At 38.1% G+C, this 24,830-nt stretch carries 26 protein-coding genes and 1 riboswitch; of the genes, 16 read left to right on the plus strand and 10 right to left on the minus strand.

The features are described from left to right. The first annotated feature begins 285 nt into the window (after positions 1–285). The 5 genes from phnD to htpG all read left to right on the plus strand — a co-directional run bounded on the left by phnD (position 286) and on the right by htpG (position 5,430). Positions 286–1,185, plus strand: coding sequence for a phosphate/phosphite/phosphonate ABC transporter substrate-binding protein (phnD, locus tag L634_RS0121985; protein WP_026584306.1), 900 nt, complete (start codon positions 286–288; stop codon positions 1,183–1,185). 11 nt (positions 1,186–1,196) lie between these two features. After that, positions 1,197–1,952, plus strand: a complete 756-nt coding sequence (gene phnE / locus L634_RS0121990) for a phosphonate ABC transporter, permease protein PhnE (RefSeq protein WP_026584307.1) — start codon at positions 1,197–1,199, stop codon at positions 1,950–1,952. Between the two features lie 16 nt (positions 1,953–1,968). Next, entirely contained in the window at positions 1,969–2,742 is a 774-nt protein-coding gene (gene phnC / locus L634_RS0121995) for a phosphonate ABC transporter ATP-binding protein (RefSeq protein ID WP_026584308.1), read from the plus strand. A gap of 52 nt (positions 2,743–2,794) precedes the next feature. Then, positions 2,795–3,391, plus strand: a complete 597-nt coding sequence (locus tag L634_RS0122000) for a polysaccharide deacetylase family protein (protein WP_034263059.1) — start codon at positions 2,795–2,797, stop codon at positions 3,389–3,391. Between the two features lie 161 nt (positions 3,392–3,552). Beyond that, complete coding sequence (gene htpG / locus L634_RS0122005) at positions 3,553–5,430, plus strand: molecular chaperone HtpG (RefSeq protein WP_026584310.1); 1,878 nt, start codon at positions 3,553–3,555, stop codon at positions 5,428–5,430. Positions 5,431–5,485: 55 nt separating this feature from the next. On the opposite strand, the gene L634_RS0122010 is transcribed toward htpG, so the two are convergent. After that, entirely contained in the window at positions 5,486–5,866 is a 381-nt protein-coding gene (locus tag L634_RS0122010) for a hypothetical protein (protein WP_026584311.1), read from the minus strand. Positions 5,867–6,095: 229 nt separating this feature from the next. Here L634_RS0122010 and L634_RS0122015 point away from each other — a divergent pair, with 229 nt between their 5' ends. From L634_RS0122015 to L634_RS0122030, 3 genes are all read left to right on the plus strand, one after another. Continuing rightward, entirely contained in the window at positions 6,096–6,551 is a 456-nt protein-coding gene (locus L634_RS0122015) for a YndM family protein (RefSeq protein ID WP_026584312.1), read from the plus strand. A gap of 196 nt (positions 6,552–6,747) precedes the next feature. Then, positions 6,748–7,089 (plus strand): hypothetical protein, encoded by a 342-nt coding sequence (locus L634_RS0122020; protein WP_026584313.1) that lies wholly within the window; start codon positions 6,748–6,750, stop codon positions 7,087–7,089. A gap of 341 nt (positions 7,090–7,430) precedes the next feature. Next, a complete protein-coding gene (locus L634_RS0122030) occupies positions 7,431–8,786 on the plus strand; it encodes an amino acid permease (RefSeq protein WP_026584315.1) in 1,356 nt (451 codons plus the stop codon). 433 nt (positions 8,787–9,219) lie between these two features. On the opposite strand, the gene L634_RS0122040 is transcribed toward L634_RS0122030, so the two are convergent. The 4 genes from L634_RS0122040 to L634_RS0122055 all read right to left on the minus strand — a co-directional run bounded on the left by L634_RS0122040 (position 9,220) and on the right by L634_RS0122055 (position 11,806). Continuing rightward, complete coding sequence (locus L634_RS0122040; protein ID WP_026584316.1) at positions 9,220–10,077, minus strand: DUF421 domain-containing protein; 858 nt, start codon at positions 10,075–10,077, stop codon at positions 9,220–9,222. An 18-nt stretch (positions 10,078–10,095) separates the two neighbouring features. Continuing rightward, entirely contained in the window at positions 10,096–10,302 is a 207-nt protein-coding gene (locus L634_RS0122045; RefSeq protein WP_026584317.1) for a DUF1657 domain-containing protein, read from the minus strand. A gap of 69 nt (positions 10,303–10,371) precedes the next feature. Continuing rightward, on the minus strand, positions 10,372–10,575 hold the full coding sequence (locus L634_RS0122050) for a DUF1657 domain-containing protein (protein WP_026584318.1): 204 nt from the start codon (positions 10,573–10,575) through the stop codon (positions 10,372–10,374). Positions 10,576–10,693: 118 nt separating this feature from the next. After that, positions 10,694–11,806 carry an MGDG synthase family glycosyltransferase gene (locus L634_RS0122055; protein ID WP_026584319.1) on the minus strand — a complete coding sequence of 371 codons (1,113 nt, stop codon included), beginning with the start codon at positions 11,804–11,806 and terminating at the stop codon, positions 10,694–10,696. Positions 11,807–11,944: 138 nt separating this feature from the next. On the opposite strand from L634_RS0122055, the gene L634_RS0122060 reads away from it, so the two are divergent. The 3 genes from L634_RS0122060 (at position 11,945) to L634_RS0122070 (ending at position 13,897) form a co-directional block, all read left to right on the plus strand. After that, positions 11,945–12,508 (plus strand): YkoP family protein, encoded by a 564-nt coding sequence (locus L634_RS0122060; RefSeq protein ID WP_026584320.1) that lies wholly within the window; start codon positions 11,945–11,947, stop codon positions 12,506–12,508. A 79-nt stretch (positions 12,509–12,587) separates the two neighbouring features. Then, positions 12,588–13,397, plus strand: a complete 810-nt coding sequence (locus L634_RS0122065) for a metallophosphoesterase (RefSeq protein WP_026584321.1) — start codon at positions 12,588–12,590, stop codon at positions 13,395–13,397. A gap of 203 nt (positions 13,398–13,600) precedes the next feature. Beyond that, positions 13,601–13,897, plus strand: coding sequence for a hypothetical protein (locus L634_RS0122070; protein ID WP_026584322.1), 297 nt, complete (start codon positions 13,601–13,603; stop codon positions 13,895–13,897). 409 nt (positions 13,898–14,306) lie between these two features. Here L634_RS0122070 and L634_RS0122080 read toward each other — a convergent pair whose 3' ends face one another. From L634_RS0122080 to L634_RS0122100, 5 genes are all read right to left on the minus strand, one after another. Continuing rightward, the gene (locus tag L634_RS0122080) at positions 14,307–15,194 is read right to left on the minus strand and encodes a diacylglycerol/lipid kinase family protein (RefSeq protein WP_026584323.1); all 888 of its coding nucleotides are present in this window, start codon (positions 15,192–15,194) and stop codon (positions 14,307–14,309) included. Between the two features lie 69 nt (positions 15,195–15,263). Beyond that, the gene (locus tag L634_RS0122085) at positions 15,264–16,169 is read right to left on the minus strand and encodes a YegS/Rv2252/BmrU family lipid kinase (protein ID WP_232233818.1); all 906 of its coding nucleotides are present in this window, start codon (positions 16,167–16,169) and stop codon (positions 15,264–15,266) included. Positions 16,170–16,188: 19 nt separating this feature from the next. Then, entirely contained in the window at positions 16,189–16,776 is a 588-nt protein-coding gene (locus L634_RS0122090; protein WP_026584325.1) for a lysophospholipid acyltransferase family protein, read from the minus strand. A gap of 160 nt (positions 16,777–16,936) precedes the next feature. After that, positions 16,937–17,563 (minus strand): TVP38/TMEM64 family protein, encoded by a 627-nt coding sequence (locus tag L634_RS0122095; protein WP_026584326.1) that lies wholly within the window; start codon positions 17,561–17,563, stop codon positions 16,937–16,939. A 22-nt stretch (positions 17,564–17,585) separates the two neighbouring features. Next, positions 17,586–18,311, minus strand: coding sequence for an endonuclease/exonuclease/phosphatase family protein (locus tag L634_RS0122100; protein WP_026584327.1), 726 nt, complete (start codon positions 18,309–18,311; stop codon positions 17,586–17,588). 194 nt (positions 18,312–18,505) lie between these two features. On the opposite strand from L634_RS0122100, the gene L634_RS0122105 reads away from it, so the two are divergent. The 5 genes from L634_RS0122105 (at position 18,506) to L634_RS33545 (ending at position 24,256) form a co-directional block, all read left to right on the plus strand. After that, positions 18,506–19,726 (plus strand): zinc-dependent alcohol dehydrogenase, encoded by a 1,221-nt coding sequence (locus tag L634_RS0122105; protein ID WP_026584328.1) that lies wholly within the window; start codon positions 18,506–18,508, stop codon positions 19,724–19,726. Positions 19,727–20,009: 283 nt separating this feature from the next. Beyond that, entirely contained in the window at positions 20,010–21,098 is a 1,089-nt protein-coding gene (locus L634_RS0122110; protein WP_026584329.1) for a class II aldolase/adducin family protein, read from the plus strand. 425 nt (positions 21,099–21,523) lie between these two features. Next, complete coding sequence (gene lgt / locus L634_RS0122115) at positions 21,524–22,348, plus strand: prolipoprotein diacylglyceryl transferase (protein WP_026584330.1); 825 nt, start codon at positions 21,524–21,526, stop codon at positions 22,346–22,348. Between the two features lie 156 nt (positions 22,349–22,504). Continuing rightward, the gene (locus L634_RS0122120; protein ID WP_034263057.1) at positions 22,505–23,989 is read left to right on the plus strand and encodes an alkaline phosphatase family protein; all 1,485 of its coding nucleotides are present in this window, start codon (positions 22,505–22,507) and stop codon (positions 23,987–23,989) included. 108 nt (positions 23,990–24,097) lie between these two features. Beyond that, positions 24,098–24,256: a hypothetical protein gene (locus L634_RS33545; RefSeq protein WP_157452440.1), complete on the plus strand. Its 159-nt coding sequence runs from the start codon at positions 24,098–24,100 to the stop codon at positions 24,254–24,256. 280 nt (positions 24,257–24,536) lie between these two features. Beyond that, positions 24,537–24,636: riboswitch (purine riboswitch) on the plus strand. Positions 24,637–24,830 lie beyond the last annotated feature (194 nt).

Raw genomic sequence — 24,830 nt, forward strand, 5'->3', positions numbered from 1 at the left:
CGGGCTGTTCAGTAGGTTTAACGAACATGCTTTTACCAATCAATAAAGTAAGCAATGTTCGAATGAGTTGTTCTTGATAGTTTATAAAAGTTAATAAATAGGTTATAATTTGAGGGTACAAATTGTCACTTCCATTCTTGGTTGTTGGGTGTGTGGTAACCTCAATTATCCAAAGAATTTAGGGGGTGGCAATTTTTTTGCCTATAAAGCCCTCTATGGAGATATTTTATAACCTATTTCTTATAGAAGTTTTGACAATACGAAAATGAACAAGGAAGTGAAAATATGAAAAAGTTGTTATTGTTCGCTGCTATTTTTTCAATGATGCTATTAACCGCTTGCGGTGGAATGGAATCAGAGGAACCAACAGAAAATAAAGATAAAACAGGCGAAAGTTTCACCATAGGTGTGATCCCTGCCCAGACAGAAGGCTCAATGGAAGATGCCATGGAAAAATTGCAGTCAGTCCTATCAAAAAAACTGGACCGCGATGTAGCTGTTGAAGTATATCCAGACTATAACGGCGTTGTTGAAGCGATGAATTACGATAAAATTGATATGGCTTATTTTGGGCCATTAACTTATGTAGTTGCCCATGAAAAAAGCGGTGCAAAGGCTATCATTACCCAGTTGATCGATGGGGAGCCATTTTATTACTCTTATATTATTACACACAAGGACAGCCCCTGGACTTCACTGGATGAAATGCTCAAAAACAGCGGCGAAGTTGACTTTGCCTTTGGTGACATTAACTCCACTTCCGGATCTTTAATCCCTTCGATTGAACTCAAAGACCGTGAAGTATATGAATCCGAGGATACACACAGTTTTAAATCCGTGCGATTTACAGGATCACACGATGCAACCGCATTGGCTGTCCAAAATAAACAAGTCGATGCAGGTGCGATTGATAGTGCGATTTATAATCAATTAGTGGAATCCGGGAAAGTGGATGGCGATCAAATAAAAACGATTTGGCAATCAGAAGAGCTTTTCCAGTATCCATGGGCCGTCCATAAAGATACCGATGAAGAAACCATTACCGCTCTAAAAGAGGCATTTTTATCCATCGAAGACACTGAAATACTCGATGCATTCGGCGCCAACGGTTTTACTGAAGCCAGCAATGAAGATTATGAAAGCATTCGCCAGGCAGCTCTTAAAGAGGGAATTATTAAGGAATAGGGCTGATTAGATTGTGGTTTAAAAAACAGAGCATTTTGACCTATATTTTGTTGGCTATATTCGTTTATATAAGCATGAAGCTGACAGAATTTGATTTATCAAAATTTCGGGATTTCCGGAATATGATCGATTTCCTGTCCCATTGGTTCCCTATGGACTTTTACCTTCTGCCGAAGATACTGAAGGACAGTATGGAAACTTTGGCAATGGCGTTTTTGGGAAGCTTTTTCGGATTGCTTATCGGCCTGCCGCTGAGTTTTATGGCTGCCAAAAATACAGCCAGCTCACCGGCTGCTTATCATGTGACCCGGGTGGGACTAAGCTTTGTACGATCTATTCCTGAGATTGTATTTGGATTGATTTTATTAACAGCACTTGGCCTCGGTCCATTTCCCGCAGTACTGGCCATCATGTTTCATAACATTGGAGTATTGGGAAAATTAATATCAGAACTGATAGAGGCCTCTGACCCGGGTCCGCAGGAAGCCATGAAAGCGGTCGGCGCTAAGGGATGGTTTGCTTCCCTGTTCAGTATCCTGCCGCAAATCTGGCCAAATGTTTTATCTAATTATTTTTACCGGTTTGAAGTTGCGATTCGGACCTCGCTTGTACTTGGTTTTATTGGCGGCGGCGGAATCGGCCAAAGGCTCTTTAATGATTTTAAAACGTTTCAATATACGGCCGTGTCGCTCGATGTGCTTGTCATTATGATGATCGTCATTCTTGTTGACTTTTTCGGAAGCTATGTAAGGAACAGAGTAATTTAAAGGGAGGAGCAGGAAGATGCTTGAGATACGCAATGTATCAGTCCGCTACCCTGGAATGAAGACTGATGCATTAAATTCTATTAACCTCACGCTCCATAAAGATGATTTCATATGTATACTTGGCAAAAGCGGTGCAGGAAAGTCGACCTTAATCCGCTGTCTAAATGGATTGCAGACACCAACTTCCGGTGAGGTTGTTTGGGATGGCCTGTCACTATCCTCTCTAAATGACGAACAGCTTCGCAGGGTCCGCAGAGAGATGGGGATGATTTTTCAGCATTTTAACCTGGTTCCCAGGTTGACCGTTCTTCAGAATGTCCTGACTGGCATGTTTGGATACAGGAACAGTTTTAAAAACCTGATTGGCTGGTTTACATCTGACGAAATGAATCAGGCTAAAGAAGTGATTCAGGAGGTCGGATTGACAGACTTTCTGAATCGGAGAGTAGAACATTTAAGCGGCGGCCAAAAGCAGCGAGTCGGCATAGCCCGGGCACTGCTCCAGCAGCCGCGTGTTCTGCTGGGTGACGAACCTGTTGCAAGTCTTGACCCAGGTACTTCAGACCGGATTTTTAGCTTGCTGCAGGAGATGCATTATAGGCATAATTTGCAGACCATCATTAATGTGCATGATGTCCAATTGGCCAAACGCTATGCGACACGCATTATAGCTCTAAAAAACGGAGAAGTTGTCTTTGACGGTAACCCGAATCAGTTTACAGATGATATGTATGTTCATACGTATGATGCCTATGGTTATGGCAAGAAAGCCTATACACTGACTACTTAGAGGAGGAAATGCAATGGCAAATTGTCCATGAGTGGTTGATAGCTCGAACGTCGTGTACGATTCGAATGATCCAGAAATAATGATTTGGAATTATCGGGAACCTTCTAAGAAAACAGTTGTGTTAACGTTTGACGATGGACCTGGCAGAGTTTTGCCGGAAATCCTCAATATCCTGAAAGAAGAAAAAGTGCCAGCCATTTTTTTCTGGCAAGCAAGGCTGCTTCATCCCAAACGCCCTTGGAAAAGGGTCTTGGATGAGGGGCATATTATAGGGACCCATTCGACCAAACATGTGAATCTTGTGAAATTGCCGCAAAATGAACAGCATCATGATTTGCTGAACAGCAAAAGAAGAATAGAGTCCATTACCGGACAGGAAGTAAAGTACTTCCGCCCGCCATTCGGGCAATATAACAGTGATACCATTTCCGCTGCAAAGGCGATTAAGTTAACGACAGTTCTGTGGAGAATCTCCTCAATGGATTGGGAGCTTAAAGAAAGGCCTGAACAAATGATCACAAATGTGACAGATCATCTTGAAGACGGAGCCATCATTCTTCTCCATGAACTGCCGCAAACCGTTGAAGCTCTTCCAGATTTAATTGCTGAAATCAGACATAAAGGGTACGAATTCACCCTTTTGAAATGAATCCTATAGCAAATGGCTATAGGATTTTTTATGCTCATCGAAAGAAGTCCTGCTGTATTGACAGCTGAAAAATATTATGATATTAAAATTATTGGGTTAGCACTCTAGAATATAGAGTGCTAAATAAAGATTGCAGTATGAATTAAAAAGGAGAGGCTGATATGGAAAAGAAACAATTTCAAGCAGAATCCAAGAGATTATTAGAAATGATGATCAACTCCATTTACTCCCAAAGAGAGGTGTTCTTAAGGGAGCTGATTTCCAACAGCAGCGATGCTATCGATAAAATCTACTACAAAGCACTGACAGATGACTCCTTAACCTTTGATAAGGATAGCTATTACATAAAAGTAATTCCGAATAAAGAAAATAGAACCCTAACAATCAAAGATTCCGGTATCGGCATGACGAAAGAAGAGCTGGAGAACAATCTCGGGACCATTGCAAAAAGCGGTTCTTTAGCATTTAAGAAAGAAAATGAAATTAAAGATGGACATGATATAATCGGCCAATTTGGAGTCGGTTTCTATGCCGCTTTCATGGTAGCTGATGTGGTAACAGTTATCAGTAAAGCATTGGGAAGCGAAGAAGCATACAAGTGGGAATCCGAAGGGGCGGACGGCTACACAATCACGGCATGTGATAAAGATAGTGTTGGCACCGAGATTATTCTTAAGATTAAAGAAAACACCGAGGAAGAAAACTATGACGAGTATTTGGAAGAATACCGCTTAAAATCCATCATCAAAAAATACTCTGATTTCATCCGCTATCCAATTAAAATGGATATTGTGAACCGAAAACCGAAAGAAGGCTCAGAAAATGAGTTTGAAGAGGTAACCGAGGAACAAACAATCAATAGTATGGTTCCAATATGGAGAAAAAATAAAAATGAGCTTACTGATGAGGATTACGAGAAGTTTTACCAGGAGAAACATTATGGATTTGACAAGCCGCTAAAACACATCCATATCAGTGTCGATGGAACCATTAGATATAACGCTATTCTGTATATACCTGAGAACATCCCATTTGATTATTACTCAAAAGAATATGAAAAAGGACTTGAGCTTTATTCAAATGGCGTGTTAATTATGAACAAGTGCGGAGATTTACTGCCTGATTATTTCGGTTTTGTAAAAGGAATGGTTGATTCCGAGGACCTTTCGCTAAACATCTCCAGAGAAATGCTGCAGCATGACCGCCAGCTGAAACTGATTGCCAAAAACATCAGCAAAAAAATTAAAAACGAACTGCAAAGCCTCCTGAAGAATGAACGGGAAAAGTACGAACAATTCTATAAATCTTTCGGAAGACAATTAAAATATGGCGTGTACAGCGATTTTGGCACTCATAAAGAGACCCTCCAGGATTTATTAATGTTCTACTCTTCTAAAGAAAAAAATATGGTGACACTTGAAGAATATGTATCACGAATGAAGGAAGACCAGAAATATATCTATTATGCGGCAGGCGAATCTTATGAAAGAATCGAAAAACTTCCACAAACTGAGCTGGTTGCAGATAAAGGATATGAGATTCTTTATTTTACAGAGGACATTGACGAATTTGCCATTAAAATGCTTATGTCTTATAAAGACAAAGAGTTTAAATCTGTATCAAGCAGCGACTTAGGATTTGAGGAAGAAAGCGAAAAGCCAACAGAAGCTGAAGAAAAGGAAAATCAAGAGCTATTCAGCAGCATGAAAGAGATTCTCGGAGGGAAAGTAACCGATGTCCGTATTTCAAAAAGGCTCAAAAGCCACCCGGTATGTTTATCTGCAGATGGGGAAGTAACGATTGAAATGGAAAAAGTACTTAGCAGTATGCCTGACAATCAAAATGTAAAAGCAAATAAGGTATTGGAAATCAATCCGAATCATGCAGTCTTTGAATCCCTGAAAAAAGCACAGGAAAACGATAAAGAAAAATTAAGCTTATATACAAACCTTCTATTTAACCAAGCTCTATTAATTGAAGGCCTGCCAATCACAGATCCTGTTGAGTTCACAAATGATATTTGTAAAGTGATGGTGTAAGAACGAAAAAACAGCCCGTGGTCCCGGGCTGTTTTTTTTCATTGCAAACCATTCTTTATTGCTTGCGGAAAACTCCCTGATTGGTAAAAGAAGGTTGAGTTTGGAACTGATTCTGATTGCCATAAGGCTGCTGAATAGCAGTAAAACTTCCTTCAGCCATTCCCTGGCCAGTTAGCTGTCCTTGCATCTGATTACAAATATTGACCACTTCCTGACAGCGCTGAATGGCTAATTCATGGCTATGCAGGCTTTGCTCAATTAATTGTGCAGCTTGTTTTTCCCGCTGAAGGATCTGTTCCAGCATTTGAATATTTTGCTGTTCCTGCTGAAGCATCATGCGGTATTGCTGGCTGCCTTGCTGTGTTTGCTGAATTAATTGCTGTGCCAATTGGCGTGCTTGTCCTGCTTGCTGTAAACCATGCTGAGTTGTATGCATAATCAGCCTCCTGAAGAATTGTCTTGTGGGAACATCGCCCCTTCGATATTATATCTTCAGCCCGATTTTTCATCGCTGTAAAATCAAGCCAAATTATTTCGTATTTACTCCATGATGGCCCAAAATATTTAAGGAGGATTTTCAAAAAGGCTAAATTACTTTTGTGAAGCTATATTACGAATAAATCAACAAGGAAAATACACACTATCCTTAAAAGGAGGAATAATCTATGCAGCATGTTAGAGCAATTGCCATTAAGTTTATCGCTAGTCTTGTACTTCTGTACGTCATTCTTGGCCTTATCTATGGAATGAGCTTTATAAATGTTTTTATTATAACAGCAGTACTGGGAATAGCCGCTTATGTAATAGGGGATCTTATTATCCTGCCAAGAACGGGCAACACTATTGCTACAGCAGCCGATTTTGGCCTGGCTTTTTTGCTTATTTGGTTCTTAAGCTCCATTTTAACGTATGGAGAAAACCTCCTGACAATGTCTTTAATCGCTGCCCTCGGAGTAGCGCTATTTGAATATTTCTATCACGGATATCTGGCACGAACAATGACAGAAGCAGATGCCGGGAATAGGGCTGGGCTGAATGGAGGCCTGGGCTTTAATACTGAAGCGTCCGAGGAACTTGCACCTGTCAGACCGGATGTAAGAAGCGAAGAGGACGAAAAGTAATCAAAGTTAAAGGCTCTTTTCGTAAGCTTAGGAGACTTGCACTGCTCCCAGCGGACAGCTTGAGTGTCCCGCGCTAAAATCACCGGGCAAAATTTATAAACATAACAACAATCTATGAGCACGGCTTTTTCAAGGGCCCTTTATGTTACGGAGGGCCTGAAAAATTCATTCTAAAAGCTTTTGGAAGGGGATCATCATGTCTGTTTTCGTATATCAAACGTTTGAAGTAAAACAGGATAAGTTTGTTGATGCGTTAAAAAACTTAAGAATGATTCAAAGCTACAGAAACGAAAATTATGAGCATAAGATTGAACTATTATCGCCTATTTCTGGAGCAGACCATACTTACGCTTTTTTGTGTACATATGAAGGTCTTGCAGAAATGGAGCTGCAAAATAAGAAAATGTTTGAAGACGAAGAATATAAAAAGCTTATAGAAGAGTTCTTCCTTGAGGATATTGTTCAGGGAAGCATGACAACGCAGCTTTTTAGATCGGTTGCCGGCTTAAAGAGCGACAGCTCGGAGAAAAATAAATAACTCAAAGGAAAAAATCCTTTCCAGATTCGAAGCAGAGCCGATCACCAAAAGGAATCGGCTTATTTATTTGAATATATGTTCTTAAAATCTATGCTGTTGCTCTTTCCACGGGTTGGCTGGAAAAGAAGGAAGGTAAAAGTTCCTCAAAAAAGGAGCTATCTCTTGGTGCAATGTTCATTCAAGGGAGCACATATTCAATGTTCTGCAAGAGGTGCTTCGGGATTGTCCCTGGAAAGCTTAAGTGCCTGCAGCGGAAATCAACGGACACAAATCATAACCAAATCAACAATCTATGAGAAAAGAGCTTTTTATAAAGATATACCGGAAAAAGGAGGTACATGATGGACTTTTTTCTTCCCAGCGGCGATTCATCTAAAGGCAGTGAAGCCGGCGATTTAAAATGGTGGCATTTATCACTTATTGGTGTGGGCTGTACAATTGGCACCGGATTTTTCCTTGGCTCGGCAATAGGAATCAAGATAACAGGCCCTTCGATTGTCTTTTCATTTATTTTAGCCGCAATCGGAACCTATATAGTCTATGATTTACTGGCAAAGATGACAGCAGAAGATCCCCAGGATGGTTCATTTTGCTATTATGCCAATAAGGCATATGGAAAATGGGCGGGGTTCAGCTGCGGATGGAACTACTGGAGTTCAAACATCCTCATCATGGGAAGCCAATTAACAGCCTTATCAATTTTGACAAGGTTCTGGTTCCCGAATGTCCCTCTCTGGATATTTGCAGCAGGTTATGCCATTCTCTCCATACTTGTCGTTATTACTGGCAATAAAGGCTTTGACAAAGTAGAGGATTTGTTTGCGATTATAAAAACGGCTGCCATTATCATGTTCATCATTTTAGCATTCGCTGCCCTTTCAGGAGTAATAAAAGGGGATGCGAATCACCCGGGTTTTCCAGGTTCTGCGGGTGAATTATTCCCTGAAGGCTGGAGAGGCTTCTGGTCATCATTGATTTATGCTTTTTATGCCTATGGGGGAATTGAAGTGATTGGATTAATGGCAACCAGGTTAAAAAAGAAAGAGGATGCTCCTAAGGCCGGAATCATCATGTTAATTGTGCTTGCCATCATTTATGTAATTTCACTTGCGCTTGCTGTTTATATGGCAGCCCATGGAGCATTTCACGAAAAAGAAAGCCCATTTGTGACAGCTCTTGGAGAATATAACCTTGACTTTTTTCCGCATGTATTTAATGCTGCCATTATCATAGCCGGCTTTTCGACAATGACTGCCTCCTTGTTTGGTGTAACTGCCTTGCTTGTAACTCTAGCTGATGATGGTGATGCCCCAAAGGTATTCTCAAAAAAAATAAAAAAGTGGAAAGATCTCCCTCTTCCATCACTCGGACTAGCAACCGCGGGATTAATTGCCTCGATTGTCACGGCATTGATTCTGCCAGGAAAAATTTACGAATACATTACCACCGCAGCAGGGATTTTAATTTTATTTAATTGGTCATTCATCATCATTTCGGCACTGCGGATATTGGAGAACAAGGTTTTTGGAAAGATTATGGCCTTCCTTGGCATCGGATTAATCCTGGCAGCTGTCAGCGGAACATTGCTGGAAAAATCAATAAGATTTGGCTTTTTTGTCAGCTTAATGTTTGTCGCAATCATAGCTGTAACAGCGATGATTATGCAAAAGAAAATTTGGAAAAACCAGCAAAGCTAACGCAAAAAAACACCAGAATACCTGGTGTTTTTCCATTATAAAACTAATTTCACAGCTTTTACGCCGGAAACAGCCGCACTCTCCATTGTGGCAAATAAGGCTGCCTCATATAGTCTCTTGCTTATAAGCCCTTCTATTCAATTTTTGCGAAGTGAGAGGAAGGGAAGATAGAGGGACTCTTAAAATGAGATCCAAGGAGATAGAGCTAAACAATAATATTGGATTTAAGGCGAATCTGAACCAATATAAATTAAGCAAAGAAGCAGCCAAGGACTGCTTCTAATTTTCTTTTATGTACTAATATGTTCGCAATCAGATGAAGGTAAAGGGCAGGATCGAAAAAGGAAGGTTCACCAAGGATGGGTCAAGCCATAAAATGAAAATACTCTTAGGACCATATATTTTTATGACTGATAAAAATAATGGTCCCAGGTTACTTTAAAAAAGGATCCAGCTTATGAATAATCTGGTTTAACTTTTCTGAATTGCGCTTGTACATACTTTCTGCTTGTTTAGAGTCCGTCTGCAATGAAAAAACCTCCAAGTCTGCAGCACATTTTTTGATCATTGCCCGCAAAAGCGGACGCTGCTGCGGAGCAGGAACATTAATTGTATCATCATAAACATCAACCGTTAACTCTCCATATGAATCAATTTGGCCAAGGAAAATATTGTCCAGCGTTAATCCCAGTTTTTCAATCTCCATATTAAGCCACTTTCTAGTCTTTCCGGATTCAGCTAAAGGGTCATTAAGTATTTTCCCATCCATAATAACCGTTTGCGGCTCTTTTTCCTGTGCAACGTTCATGTTAAGATCTTTAGGGGTAAGGGGCTGATTTTCCTTTTTAAGCATAACACTAAGATCTCCCCGAGGCTCCAGTACGGCAAATTCTACGTCAGCTGCTTTAAAGACATCCTTTTGTCTAAGCAATGAATTCAAATCATCTATTGTATACCTTTCTTTCTTAAGATTATCCTCTTGAATTTTGCCATCTTTAATTAAAACTGTACCTCTTCCCTCGAAGAAGTTGCGAAAGTTTTTACTCTTAAGGGCAAGTATATCTGCAGAAAAGGTAGCCAGGCCAAATATCATGATGGAAAGTATACCGGCTCCCCAATGATTATTAAGCCCCATTATAATTTCGCCTGCGATACTGCCGATTGTAATACCGGCAACATATTCAAAAAAGGATAGCTCTGATATTTGTTTTTTTCCTATTAACTTTGTAACTGCAAACAAGACTATGACAAATAAAATCGAACGGAAGCCTATTTCTACCCACTCTGGCATATGTTAACCTCCAAATAATTAATTTGGCTTATATTGCGGTTCTTCCCATTCTATTTCTGTTTTTCTTTTTTGAAGATCCTTCTTAATTTCTCCAATTTCCATCATTGTTTCGTGAAACAAGCGTTTGGCCTCTTCATCCAGTGAAGTTAAAGCGAGGCTTGATAATTGTGCCTCTATGGAACGTATTGTTGCAAGGCATTGGTTTACATTTGAAGCGACTGTCATATCAAATCACCCATCCGAGTTTAAGTAACTTATATAAGAACAGGGCTGGCAAATGCCAGCCTGTATGATTTACTGATTATATTGCGGCTCTTCCTGCGTAATTTCCTGAAGCCTTGGCTCCAGGCTGTCAATAATTGTTTGAGTTTGCTGTGCTGCATTTTGATATAGCTGCTTAGCATTTTCATTTTCTGTTCCAAGTGCAAATGTTTCCAAGCTCGCTTGAGCACTTTTTAAACCTGCAAGAGCTTGCTTAACTTGTGTTCCAACTGTCATTGCTTAATACCCTCTTTCTTAAAAAATTTATTTTACAAATGTAGTATTGCTATTCAGTGAGAGTTTATGTACTTTCCTTAATGGTAAATTAAAGTAACTCCCAAAAGACAAAACTTCATTATATGGGCTTTTTTTCCATGATTTTTTTTAAGTTGATGTAAATATTCTCATACCTGTCTGTATGCAGTGATAGCCTTCGCTGAAGATTTTGCCTTTCCGTTTGGTTCTTCAAGAATGACAGCAGGCTTTGTTCGAGATTATCAGGATTAATTTTTATTGCCAATTTTTCTTCCAGAAGATATTGCTCATTTCTTTCCTCAGGACCAGGAAGCGCATTAAGAAGACATAACGGTATCTTTTTATTAAGACATTCGCTGACCGTGATCCCTCCTGGCTTTGTTAGCATAACATCCATCTTTTCATAAAGATTGTTCATTTCCTCTCTTGAACTTATATACGAAATCGGTACTAAATAAGGACTTTTAAGCTGATCTATTCTTTGGAATAAGTTTTGGTTTTTTCCGCATAAAACAAAATATTTAATTTGCCCGGAGTATTTGTTATTTCTAAAAATCTTTTCTATAGAGCCAACCCCTAAATTTCCGCCGGAAACCAAAACATGAAAAGGTGAAGGGCTTTGTTTATAAGTTTCTTCTTTCTTTTTTGTAATCTGCGGATGAACAGGAATCCCCGTAACAATAATTTTTTCAGAATTAACATTACAATGTTTTAGAAAATTTTTCATGGTGTGGCTCGGTACAAAATGTAAATCAATATGGGAAGTTCCCCATACTGTATTGATAAAGTAATCCGTATAGATGTTAATAACAGAAATTGATATTTGTTCCCGTTTTTTTAATACATTCAGCAAATAGGAAGGCAGGCAATGTGTACAAACAATGATATCCGGTTTTTCTTGATTAATCAGTTTCTTCATGCTTTTTAAGAATAAGCTTTCATAAAGAAAATAACTTTTGTCATCTTTGTAATTGACAGTACGGCAAGCATTTTGCCGATAAAGCCATCGATAAAATGACGGCATCATCTTCAGCGCTTTTAAATATAATCTTGAAGCAGCCTTCTCTGCCAAAGGGAAAGTAAAATGGAATATATCTACTTTTTTCACCTCCACAGATTCATCTAGCTCTTTTAAATAGGATCGGATCGCCTCTGCTACCTGATGATGCCCTGTAGGAATTTGCAAAAAAGGTAATATCAGTATTTTCTTCATAAGATCAATCCCTTTTTATCTTACTATTTGTCCTGAAAGCTTTTTCCATTCGGAAATTAAATTATTTCCATTTCTAAAATGGTTGTAATTCAACATCCTATTTATTGAGGCCCAATGAAAGGAGAATAGATAAGAAAGATGGTACGCGCAATTGCAATAACTATATGGAAATACTGGGATCCAATCTATTTTTCATTTACCCGTTTACAATACCTTGTTCACGATAAAAAAGAAGGCGTATTTCGCGTAAGACTAACAAGATACAAAGGAAAAGAGGTCGAGCTGTCAGATGGGACTAGAATATGCAAAAATGATCTTTTGCTAAAAATTCATTTGCATAATGTTAAGCTCCTTCAGGATTTCTCTTGTATTCAAAATGAAATATTAAAGGGCAAAGGAATTTTTAAACAGGTTAAGAACTCTATGCCTCTTTTGGCTTCATATATCCTTAATCATCCCGAAGAAGCAAGGATTAAAGGGATAATTGGAATTACACTCATAAACAAGGGATTCAAGCCGCTAGGATTTGAAAGTGTACTGCCTGTAAATAAATTTTATTGCTGGTTTAAAAAAACAACGCAGATACCCATTATTTTGATATCATCTTCCAGAGTATCTTTAGACAGCATTAAGAAACATCATCCTGTATACTTAATGATGTCTAAAGACCAGCTTATTGAAAAATATAAAAAACTGGTTTAGAGTTTTCCTTTAAATACCACTAGGACTATCCTCTCATTCCTATTATAATTTTAAGGAGGGAGGGGATATGACTATGGTATTGTTTTTTATTCTAGTTATTTCTGTTATTTTAGGTTATTTATTATTTATAGCAAATAAAAACACAAAGAAAGTGGCAATAAATACAATTTCCGTTTCCCGTCCACATCTTAAAGTGTCTGGGGAAAATTTAAAGGTTCTTCACCTATCTGATATGCATCTTGAAAATATTTCAATTAACCCAGATGAATTATATGAAATGGTATCAGAACAGCCAATTGACCTCATTGCACTTACAGGAGATTTCCTTGACCGTAAACGAAGCATTCCCAAACTTTCTGCTTATCTGCAAGCACTGAAAAAGCTTAACCCTCGATATGGGATTTTTGCAGTGTTTGGAAATCATGATTACGTTTTAAAAGGAAAAAACTTCGAACAATTAAAAGAAACTCTGGAGACAAATGGATGTATAACGCTTCAAAACGAGCATTTCACCATTAATGTCAATGGGGAAAATTTAAATATTATTGGAATTGATAATTACAGTACTAAACATAGTGATGTCAAGAAAGCCTATGAGGGAGTTCCCGATGGCTATAATTTAGTGTTAACGCATGATCCTAATGTTGTTCTTGAAATGGAAAATGTACATTTCGATTACCTGTTATCCGGTCATTTTCATGGAGGACAAATTCACTGGCCAAAGCCTTATCATTTGATTAAAATGGGCAAGCTTGTACGGATGCAGATGGTCAAAGGGCTGCATTATCATGGCGGAAAGCCTTTTTATATAAGCGAAGGTCTCGGCCAAACCGGAGTAAATATCCGTATTGGCAGCCGGCCTGAAATTACTTTTCATGAAATTTCATAGTGTATTAAAAACCTTGCCAAAAGTAACTTGGCAAGGTTTTTCTGAATGTAAGAATATGCCTTTAAAAAGCTTTTTAAGCATATTCGAAAATGGTCCATTATCGTTTGAAAAAATATTGCCAGCATATATGAACAGTTAAAAGCAAAAATTAAAATCGGAAGGTAATTACTTTCCTTAATCCTTTTAAAAGGGAGTGCTTTCGATTGAATAACTGGGTAAACGCGCTTTTTAATACGGGCAGAATGCAGCCTTTTCTTAATATGTTCGGAAGAAGAAGAAGGAGAAACAATAGAGGGGTGTTATGGGGATCTTTAATTAGTCTGGGCGTAAGTGCAGCTGCTTATGGTTTAACAAGAAATCGGAACAGAAATATGCTGCGCCCGCTTCAAAATTTAATGAACAATTCCCGTATGGGAACTGTTCAGCGTCCGAATATGGCGGGGTTAACAGAGTTTGCAGATGAATTTGCACCTAATAAAAACCCCCTAAACAATAAATAATTTAAAGAGGGTGTCCCAAAACTTTTGGGCACCCTTTTTTGTGCAGGAATTTTTCCGCTTTTCAAAAAAACAAACTTTAAAAGGCCTTATTAAGTCAGTTCTCTTTTGATTTAAGGGGAATAATACATAATGAATTCTGTATATCGGATTATATTATTGTGTAAATTATATTTAATCCCAATATTAAAAGGGAAAAAACATTTCTTCAAAATTAGAAGGGAGGCCTTTAAATGCTTGAATTAATTAAGAGTTTTACCGAAAAAGTAAATCAATTGATCGTGGCTTTAGTTGAATTCGATTATGAAGAGGCTTTAGAAGAAATGAATAAGAAATAATTATGTGATTGATTAAAAACCAAAAATCCTTTATTTCTTACATAAGCAGGAAATCAGGATTTTTGGTTTAACTCTTAAATTACGTACAATGCAGCTGGGTCAATTTTAATTCGGGCAGGAGTTTTTCCAATCACTTCCCCATCCCCATGCACCAGCAATGGAGCTGGTGCATAAATTTCCAGCTCTTTCCCTTTTATTATCGTAATAGAAGGGGATGAGGTATGTTTTCCTTTAAATACCCGCGGGATAATCCGTATAAATTCCCACTTCGTCATCCCTTGAACAATACATATTTCAAATAATCCATCATTGCTTTCTGCCTTCGGACAAATGACAAGCCCTCCGCCATAATAGGGTAAATTGGCTACTGCAATTAGCCATACGTTTGAAAGCTTATACAGCTTATTGTCTACCATGCAAGATATCTCCTGTGGCTTATAACGAAATAATACCATTATCGCACTGATAACGTATGAAATGTGTCCTATCCGAAAGAAATTAAAGAATTTTTTATGAAATGACCCATTCGTTGTCTGGGCTACTTCCCCGTCAAAGCCTATTCCTGCTACAGTACAAAAATATTGATAATTTACATATCCAACATCCATTATTTTAGGTTTCCCTTTCAAGATACGTTCTAAAGCTTCATCACACTTAAGAGGGATACCTAATCCTCTTGAAAAATCATTTCCTGATCCAGCTGGAATAATCCCCAGTGGTGTGGTTGTCCCAGCTAATCCATTAACCACTTCATGAATAGTCCCATCTCCGCCTACCGCAATAATTACTGTTACTTTTTCCTTTTGAATCAGTTCCTGTACCAATGATGTAGCATGTTTAGGTTTCTGAGTAAAGCGAACACAGAATGAGACATTTTTTTCTTGAATTATTTTTTCAATTTTTTCCCAAGCTCTAAGCGCTTTCCCATTACCCGAAGTTTTATTCACAATAAATCCGTACACTAATCTCACCTATCTATAAATTTATAATATTTATTTCCCTTTTGATGTATGACTATACAAAACATCGGGTTAATTATTATCATTAGAGCCAAATACATGAATATGTTGCGGCAGAACTTGAAAATATGAGCTATTTACGCTTGCCGGGTCACCATCAAGATTTAATGAAATGGACTCAGGTAACATAAAGTCAGCTGCATTTATTTTTGTATGATGAATGATTGAAAGATCATTCGATAGATTAAGCAATTTCGCAAATAAGTCTATTAACAGTCTTATTCGGGTCGTTTTCTTATAAGTAAAAAGATGGAAATACCCATTATCACGTATTTTCTCGTCGATGAGTCTCTCCAATGGGCCAACAGAGTTTCCATTCATAATTAAAAATAAGGAAAGATCCGAAAATACGGTATCTGGCGAAATATTTATTGAGATGGTATCTGATGGCATTTTAAATAAAAGTTTTTTTAAAAAATATAGACAATAGGCTAATTCACCAATTTTAGATTTAAGGAAAGAAGGGGTTTCATATGTGATATCTGCTAGCCAGCCTGCAGCAGCTATGTTTATAAAGTACCGGTTTCCAAATTTACCAAGGTCGACAGGAGTTATACTGCCTGACTCAATAACTGAAACAATATCCATAACATTGCTTGGAATTCTCATAAATTTTGCAAATTCATTGCTTGTCCCAAAAGGGAACACTCCGACATTTGGTCTAAACTCTTCTTCTGCCAGAAATTGTATGGTTTGATTTACGGTACCGTCTCCTCCTGCGATGAATATTGCATCCCATTTTTGTGTACAAGCCTTCCTAATCGGGTTATTAATGAAATGAACCTCGTTTAGCTCATAAACCGTAAAATGATAACCTATTTCTGAGAGTTTATTGAGTAATACCGGAAATGCACTATGTTTTTTTCGTTTCCCTGAAAATGGGTTATAGATGATTAAAGCCTGTTTATGAGACATCATAAAAACCTCTTTATTTTAGTTAGCTATTCATTGAGTGCATTTTTTCTAGATCTTTGATCCGGTCCATAACATATCGAGAAAGAGAAGAATAATCGGAGTTGTCTAATTGACAAACATTTACTTGTGGTCCTATCACAATTTTCAGCGGTGACCGAATCCCTTTGTTAATCCCAATAATTGCAATTGGAAGAATAGGTGCATTCGTTTTGCTTGCAATAAAAGCTACACCTTTTTTTGGCTGAACTATTTCACCATTTTTACACCTTTTTCCCTCTGGAAAAATACCAAAAACGTCTCCCGTTTTTATAATGGCAAGCGCTCTGCGTATAGGGCGTATAGCAATTCCGCTTTGACGATCCACGGGAAAAGCATATACATTGGTAAAAAACCATTTTGAAAAAAAATTGCAAAACAATTCAGCTTTTGCCATAAAATGATTTTTCCAATCAAACATACAAGATAGAAGGATAGGGTCATAATTGCTCACATGTTTAGCAGCAACAATCAGTGGAGTATTAGAAGGAATATTCTCCAATCCGATGATTTGAATGCGAAATTTTAATAGCATTAATAATTTCACAACAGGTTTTAGAATGGAATGAAGCATTTTCGTTACACTTCCAAGAATTATTTTATTTGGAAAACAATAATTAGTATGGCTCTACATGAATTTATTTATTAATTTACTATATCCACTTCCAAATAGGCTATTCCTTAATTTTATGCAGGATGGTGCTATGACTAAAAAATCTATTCAAAGAAATGGCTTATTCCATTTTAGGTTTGGGGACAAACCATACTTTGTATATCAAAAGGATAAAAAGTATAAAGATGGCATATAAAATGACACCAAGAGAAAGGTTTCGAAGGGATGAAAAGATCTGCTCTCCGCTATAAGCAATTAAAAACATGGGCGGCAAATTTCCAATTACTGTTCCCGCGAAGAAAACAGTAAAAGGAATATTCGTTACTCCGGAATAAATATTAATCACCGGAGGAGGAATAATCATGATCATCCGTCCAAGAAGAATAGCAATAAAAGCATTTCTTTCAACCATGTTTTGAAACCTGACAACTCCCTTAACCCTATTTAAATAATTACTGAAAAATCCCTTAAAAAAATAACGCGCTAAAAAAAAGTAAAGAACAGATGCTGATACACCTCCAAACCAATTAATCAGCAAACCAGCCATTACTCCAAATTTCGCACCCATTAATCCCGCAAATATCGTAAAAGGAATTATGGGAATTGCGGCTATTAAAGTCGATAAGAAAAGCATAATGGGAAGGGAGGATCGTTCACTGGTTTGTATCCAGCTTAATATCCAGTCTTTATTAATCAATCCAATCGTTAAAATTATGATATAGCCTATTAGAATAACCCATTTTCTCATCTTTTATCCTCGATTTCTGCCTTCATTGATTCACCATAATTGTAGTCATATATGGCAAGTGATCAGATGCGATTATGCCGGCATTGAACACTCCAGCACTGATCACTTCAATCTCTCTGCTTATAAAAATATAATCCAGCTTTACATTTGGCCTTCTGGAAGGATAGGTATAATTTTTTTCGTGTCCCGGATTAACATCCTTTAAATATTCTGTAACCAGCCTCCAGCTTTTCGAAAAAGGTTTCATATTCCAATCCCCTAAAACAATAGATGAATATGGATTTGCACTAACCTTTTTCAATATGAATTCCGTTTGCTTCCGATGCTGAAACGGTGCAAAACTTAAATGAGTTACATAAACGGTAAAAATTTCGTCTCCAATTTTAATGTCCGCTTCTAATAAGGCTCTGTCTTCAGCTACGCGAGGCAAAAAGTCAAAAGGATGGTTCTCGCTTTTAATAATAGGTAAGCGGGATAGCAGGGCATTTCCATATTGGCGAAATATATTTTCACTTTGATTTTCATAGGTAATAGCTGGACCGAACACATAATCCATTTTAAGTTCATTTGCCAGCCATAAGGCCTGGTTTTCAAAATTACTGCGCCTTGAAAATTGGTTATCCACCTCATTGAGACCAATAATATCTGCATTTGATGATTTAATAATGTTACTTATTCGGTTTAAATTGACTCTCCTATCCATCCCTTTTCCATGGTGAGTATTAAACGTTAATATCTTGATATAAATTAGTTTTCACCTGCCTTTTGGAAAGGTATGACTGATTTATTTCCTTTGCCATTTATTTTGGTTGATTTTTTTAATTCTACTCAAAACTTCTTATTTAAAAAAAATATTTTCCATAAATATCAATTATATGAATAAAAAGTAAAGCATGTGTAAATGTTACATGTTGAATATGTAAAAGAAAAAGGTGAGATAAATTGAAAGCTTTGCAATTCGACTATCATATGCCGCGTTATATTTCCAGCAAAATACTAGGGAGATTTTTCCCTTCGGTTTTTTGGGATTCCCGGCTATCTTGTCTACGTTTTGATGACCAATTAGAGCCAGTGCTTCCAAATGAAGATTGGGTAAAAGTGAAAGTCAAGTATAGCGGAATTTGCGGCAGTGATCTTAATCTTCTTTTCTTGAATGATAGTCCCGCTACATCTCCATTTGTTTCATTTCCTTTTACAATCGGCCATGAAATTGTCGGCGAAATTGCGGAAGCAGGATCAAAGGTTTCAAGTTTAAAGCCGGGAGATCGAGTTGTAATAGACCCCATTTTGTCCTGTCATGCCAGAGGTATAGAAAAGCCATGTCCCGCATGCGAAAAAGGCAACTTTAGTTTATGTTCATTCAAAACGGAGGGGAACTTGGCACCAGGATTGTTAATAGGTGCCTGCCGTGATACAGGCGGCGGATGGAGTTCATATTTGGTAGCTCATAGAAGTCAGGCATTTAAACTGCCTGATGCTGTTAATGATTTAAATGGTGTGATGATAGAGCCATTTAGCTGTGCTATACATAGTGTTTTAAGAAATCCCCCTAATGAAGGCGACACCGTTTTGGTCATTGGAGGCGGGGTTATTGGGATATGTGTAATTGCTGCTATACGAGCTTTGGGAATCCCGTGCAGAATTGCAGCACTGGTAAAACATCCTTTTCAAGCTGAGCTGGCAGCCCATTTTGGGGCGAACGAAATAATCCATCTCAGGAAACAAGCTTATGTTAATGAACTAACGAAAACTCTTGGAGGCAAGATACTTAAGCCGCTTTTTGGTCCTGAAGTAATAGAGGGCGGGGCAGATATGGTATATGAATGTGTAGGTAAAAAACAGAGTATAAATGATGCCCTCAGATTTTCCAGAAACGGCGGCAAGGTTGTCCTCTTAGGATTAGCAGGCATTATGGATGGGATTGATTGGACAACTGTATGGCTTAACGAGTTAGACGTGAAAGGGAGCTTTGCATACAGTACGGAAATGTATCAAGGCAAAAGAACTCGTACATTTGAGATTGCTATTGATTTAATGCGTGAGGGAAAAGCCGATCTATCACCTTTAGTAACTCACCGTTTCCAGTTAGAAGATTACCGAAATGCTCTTGTTACTGCGACAAATAAAAAAAATGGCGCCTTAAAAGTGGTATTTGAACCATAAAAATTGGGCTGTGTTAAAGCTTATTGCTGATTTTGGCACCCTGTTGATTGGAGCGGAATGTCCGAGGTCCTCGAAAATGCATCCGCATTTTCTTACGGCGCGGTGTGCATTCGGGGAAGCTTATTCAAAGTCCTGCGGGAGAAGCGTGTAAGCGGGAGACCCCGCAGGTGTGAATAAACCGAAGATCGTCGGACCGCCCGCGGAAAGCGAGGACCTGTAGCGGAAATCAACAGGCAAATTTAACAGAGCCAAAAATTTAAAAGAAAATAGGAGGATGAACAATTTGAAGAATTTTACTATTGCAGGTGGAGAGAAAACTCCATTTCTAACATGGTATATGGAGGGATTGATAGACAAATTTTCAGCTGAAGGATACAAGTTTTGTGAAGAAACAGCAGAAGAAATCAAAATTGTTTTTAATGTGATTAATCAGGAAAAACCGAGGCCATACCGAAGGAAAGCACAGGCAACTTTTGTTGTATCCATACTGGAAACTAATGAAGAACCTGAAGAGGTATTCGAAACTGCCTATCCATATTTAATAAGGTCTTTAGCTAATCATTTAATTTTCATTGTTCATAATGGCGATACAAAAGATTTTTATTTTATTACGCCAGAACAAGGGTTTTATAAATTAACTTATACCGGCGGAGAAGAAAAAGACTTTTTCCACAGGACTTATAAAAGACTTGAGCCAGTTGCCACTGCTCAATTAGTCATTGACAACCACTTTGCCGATGATTTGAAGGATCATCTATGGAATGGAAACGAAATTACAAAAAAAATGTATTTATCAGGGAAAAAATTAGATGAAATGAATCTGCTCCCAGCACCTTTTCCGCTTGAAAAATATTTATCAGAACGGGACATGCGCCAGTTAAAAAAATTATATGGCATAGGCGGGCTCAGCTATGGAAATTTAAGCAGCAGGCATGATGATCAAACTTTTTGGATGAGTGCAAGCGGTGTAAACAAAGCCAACATGCGTGTAATTGGACAGGATATTTTATATATTAAAGGTTTTAATTCAAATAAAAATGCAATCGAGGTAAGTGTGCCTCCTAAAATATCTCCAAAAAGAGCGTCAGTTGACGCAATTGAACATTGGATGATTTATAAAGAACACCCAGACGTAGGGGCAATTGTTCATATTCATGCATGGATGGATGGAATAGAAGCTACAGAAATTAACTATCCTTGCGGAACGATCGAATTGGCAGAATCCGTAGCTAATCTTGTAAGGAAAGCTAAAGACCCTGCACGGGCAGTCATTGGACTTAAAAACCATGGTCTGACCATTACAGGCCGTAGTTTAGATGATATCTTTGACCGTATAGAAGGACAGGTTATTCCTCAGGTACCAATGGCATAAAGTGAAACTTCCATCAGTGGGGGGGCTTTCATCCGCCACTGATGGTAAGTCCCGTTCTACTGTCGCTAAATCTTAAGCTAACGCTTCGATCAATCGGCAGTACGAACCCGATTGGTTCAACTATACCTCCTGAAGACCCCAGGAGGTAAGTTTCACTGTTCTCACCTGTCTAGCTACAGCGCCTAGAGTCATAAGCCGTACCCCTGCAGAAGGCAAAGAACGCCTTCCTCCGGAGCTCGTCTTATCTTTTCGCCCCCTGGTCAAGGCGCTTCCGCTTTTCGGTCAATCGGCCTTTATGGGCAGTTGATCCCCCACTTATCCTTTAAGGTTCCATCAAAGTCTTGAAGTGGGGGTCTTACTGCCCGTTAATGCGGGATAAAAAGGTTTCAGGCATTAAACAGATTAGAATAGAAAGGTATGTAAAAATGGATAACACAATTGAACCGATTAACAGAGTTTTGATCAGCATCGGACCAATCAATCTGCATTGGTACGGTGTGATTATTATGAGTGGAGCACTGCTTGGCCTTTGGCTTGCCATGAGGGAAAGCGAACGCCGTAATCTTCCAAAAGATACCTTTGCTGATCTTGTTTTGTTTGCTCTGCCGATTTCAGTATTATTTGCACGCATTTACTATGTGCTATTTCAATGGGAATATTATGCCAAACATCCTGTTGAAATTTTGGCAATCTGGAAGGGCGGCCTTGCCATGCACGGTGTTCTAACAGGGGCAGTCCTGACAATTATCGTATTTGCAAGGGTGAAAAGAATTTCCTTTTGGAAACTTACCGACATTCTTGCTCCAAGCCTTATATTAGGGCAGGCAATTGGAAGATGGGGTAATTTTGTCAATCAGGAAGCACACGGAGGGCCCGTATCCAGGGCTTTCCTGGAGCAGCTTTATTTGCCCGATTTTATTATTAACCAGATGTACATAGAAGGGACATATTATCATCCGACTTTTTTATATGAGTCAATTTGGAATTTTGCCGGATTTTTCGTTCTGATGTCCCTGCGCCGGGTCAATTTAAGGCAGGGGGAGCTATTTTTAACCTACCTCATCTATTACTCGTTTGGACGCTTCTTTATAGAAGGAATGAGAACAGACAGCTTAATGCTTACGGATCATTTACGGATAGCTCAGGTCATGTCAGTTGCATTAATCCTTGCAGCCATAGTGATTATCTGGTTTCGCCGGAAAAAGGGATATGCAAATATCCGCTATTTAGATAATAGCATGTCAGAATAAGGGTTCAATGTAATCACAGGCAAAGAGCTTATTTTTTGCATAGAGGTAATTCTCCGTGCATCTTATTATTAAGACATAATATGTGATATGCAAAGGAAAAATAATTTAAGGAAACAATATAAGCAGCGGGGTTTAATAAAAGATAGGAATGATAAGATGACAGCTTCTATTAAAAATAATGCACAAAAAAAGAAACCAGTGATTTTGCTCGTCATTGATACATTAATGGATCCTCCTCTTCAAAAGGCTATTAAGGAGGGGCAAGCACCGGCTTTCAAGTTTTTAATTGAAAATGGAATGTACTTTTCAGATGTAGTCAGTCCTTTTCCAACGATGTCAGTGAATGTTGATACAACTATTCTTACAGGAACCTATTGTAATGAACATCAATTGCCTGGACTAGTTTGGTTCAATAATACGGAAAATCGGCTTATTAATTATGGAAGTCATATTCGTGAGTTATGGAAGCTCGGTCTTGGCAGGTCTCTTGAAGATATCTTATATCATTTAAACGATACCCATATTAGCAAGAACGTAACAACGATCCATGAAGAGTTGGAGCAACTAGGAAAGGAATCTGCTTCCATTAATGTACTGGTGTATAGAGGAAATACCACTCACCATTATAAGCTTCCAAAACTTCTCCAATGGCTGACTGGGTTAAAAGAAAATCGGCCAGTAAAGGCTTCCAAAGTTTTTTCTTATGGAGCGTTAAAAAAGGTAAGTCCATCTAAAAAGTATCAGCGGATTTGGCAAAAGCTCGGATTTAATAATTCTTTTTCTGTTCAAGAATTAACCCATTTAATGAATAAAGGTGAGCTTCCTGCCTTTACGATGGTATACCTGCCAGATCTTGATCAAAGTGTTCATAAACATGGCCGAATGGATGTCGAAGGAGTTACTAAAGTTGATAAGCAATTACAAAAAATCTTAAATCAATATCATTCCTGGGAAGAAGCCATAAGGGAACATATATGGATTACAATAGGTGATAATGGACAAGCTTGGATCGACTCTAATCAAGAAGAGGCTATAATTGATTTAAGGGAATTACTGGGCTCCTACCGCATAATGAAGCTAAAGAAAGGAGTGCAGCCAAAAGACCAGCTAGTCCTTGCCGTCAATGAACGAATGGCCTATATATACACACTGGATTCAGAAACATTGCCCATTAAACGTCTCGTAAAAGAGGTACAGCGTGATCAGCGCATCGATGTAATTGCCTGGCGTGATGAGGAAATGATCATAGTTAGATCAGGTGAACAAAAAGGAGAAATTCGTTTTTCTCCAAACGGGGATTTCTTTGACACATATAACCAAACTTGGTTTATTGAAGGAGATACGGGGTTGTTAGATATTACCATTGAAGACAATAAACTTCATTATGGCAACTATCCTGATGCACTCGCACGAATTCATAGCAGCTTACATTCACACGAAGGAAATTTTTTCATTGTCAGTGCAAAACCAGGTTATGAATTCATAGGGGAGGGGTCACCAACACATGTAGGAGGGGCCAGCCACGGAGGATTGCACCAGCAAGATTCTTTAATCCCTATGATCATAACAGGCACACAAATAGCACCATCCCATTTAAGATTGAAAAATTTAAAAGAATGGATATTGTCTTTAATTAGTTAAATTTGGATGTAGTTAAATTTAGGATATTCGAATGAAATTTGCTGATTTTCCTGTCATTCAAAACTGTATTTGAGTTTCAATAAATAATTTAAAAAGGAGTTAAAGACTATGAATGATAAATCCTGGAGAGTTGATTCTTACCAAGAGGGCAAGTACAAAGTCAGTGTTCGAAAAAACCTTGAAAATGACCGTATTGATGAGGGAGATTATCCTGAAGGTAGATTTAAGAAAATGAATAGCAAAGTAAAAAGTATGAAAAATGAATAATGTATTTTATATCCAGTCTAAAATATCAAATGGTTTTATAATTTTTTTAGGATCGAAACATGCTCGACATACCAAAGTTAGTAGAAAACACATAAATGAAAAGTATAGTTTAAATAAGAAAAGCAGTTACTAATAAGGGAAAAATAAATTTCAATCGAAGGTAATTACCCCTTGATAAACGGGATTGGTACAGTTTTAAAAAGAAGGCTGAAAAAATACCTGTGAGGAAATTTATCTAACTCCTTGACAATAAAAAAAAATTCTATTATCCTTTTAAAAAACCTAATGAAATACTCACATTCGTATAACTCCAATAATATGGTTTGGAGGTCTCTACCAGGAACCAATAATTCCTGATTACGAAGAAGATACAAGCATTTTATTTGTATTTTCTTCGTAATCAGGAATTTTTTTTATAAAAAAGCTCTGTTAAATTTGCCTGTTGATTTCAGCACGAGGCACTCAGCGAACAGCGGGCGGTCCGACGCTCCTCGGTGCATTCGCACCTGCGGGGTCTCCCGCTGACACGCTTCTCCCGCAGGACATTGAATAAGCTTCCCCGAATTAACACCTC

Source organism: Bacillus sp. J33 (assembly GCF_000518885.1).
Taxonomy (GTDB): Bacteria; Bacillota; Bacilli; order Bacillales; family Cytobacillaceae; genus Cytobacillus.

Coding starts and splice junctions, on each gene's coding strand:
- L634_RS33545 (WP_157452440.1), top strand. CDS start 24,098: ATGAATGATAAATCCTGGAGAGTTGATTCTTACCAAGAGGGCAAGTAC.
- L634_RS0122095 (WP_026584326.1), bottom strand. CDS start 17,563: ATGAGAAAATGGGTTATTCTAATAGGCTATATCATAATTTTAACGATT.
- L634_RS0122055 (WP_026584319.1), bottom strand. CDS start 11,806: ATGAAGAAAATACTGATATTACCTTTTTTGCAAATTCCTACAGGGCAT.
- L634_RS0122015 (WP_026584312.1), top strand. CDS start 6,096: ATGCAGCATGTTAGAGCAATTGCCATTAAGTTTATCGCTAGTCTTGTA.
- L634_RS0122040 (WP_026584316.1), bottom strand. CDS start 10,077: ATGCCAGAGTGGGTAGAAATAGGCTTCCGTTCGATTTTATTTGTCATA.
- L634_RS0122020 (WP_026584313.1), top strand. CDS start 6,748: ATGTCTGTTTTCGTATATCAAACGTTTGAAGTAAAACAGGATAAGTTT.
- phnC (WP_026584308.1), top strand. CDS start 1,969: ATGCTTGAGATACGCAATGTATCAGTCCGCTACCCTGGAATGAAGACT.
- lgt (WP_026584330.1), top strand. CDS start 21,524: ATGGATAACACAATTGAACCGATTAACAGAGTTTTGATCAGCATCGGA.
- phnD (WP_026584306.1), top strand. CDS start 286: ATGAAAAAGTTGTTATTGTTCGCTGCTATTTTTTCAATGATGCTATTA.
- L634_RS0122060 (WP_026584320.1), top strand. CDS start 11,945: ATGGTACGCGCAATTGCAATAACTATATGGAAATACTGGGATCCAATC.
- L634_RS0122120 (WP_034263057.1), top strand. CDS start 22,505: ATGACAGCTTCTATTAAAAATAATGCACAAAAAAAGAAACCAGTGATT.
- htpG (WP_026584310.1), top strand. CDS start 3,553: ATGGAAAAGAAACAATTTCAAGCAGAATCCAAGAGATTATTAGAAATG.
- L634_RS0122090 (WP_026584325.1), bottom strand. CDS start 16,776: ATGCTTCATTCCATTCTAAAACCTGTTGTGAAATTATTAATGCTATTA.
- L634_RS0122030 (WP_026584315.1), top strand. CDS start 7,431: ATGGACTTTTTTCTTCCCAGCGGCGATTCATCTAAAGGCAGTGAAGCC.
- L634_RS0122045 (WP_026584317.1), bottom strand. CDS start 10,302: ATGACAGTCGCTTCAAATGTAAACCAATGCCTTGCAACAATACGTTCC.
- L634_RS0122085 (WP_232233818.1), bottom strand. CDS start 16,169: ATGATGTCTCATAAACAGGCTTTAATCATCTATAACCCATTTTCAGGG.
- L634_RS0122010 (WP_026584311.1), bottom strand. CDS start 5,866: ATGCATACAACTCAGCATGGTTTACAGCAAGCAGGACAAGCACGCCAA.
- L634_RS0122050 (WP_026584318.1), bottom strand. CDS start 10,575: ATGACAGTTGGAACACAAGTTAAGCAAGCTCTTGCAGGTTTAAAAAGT.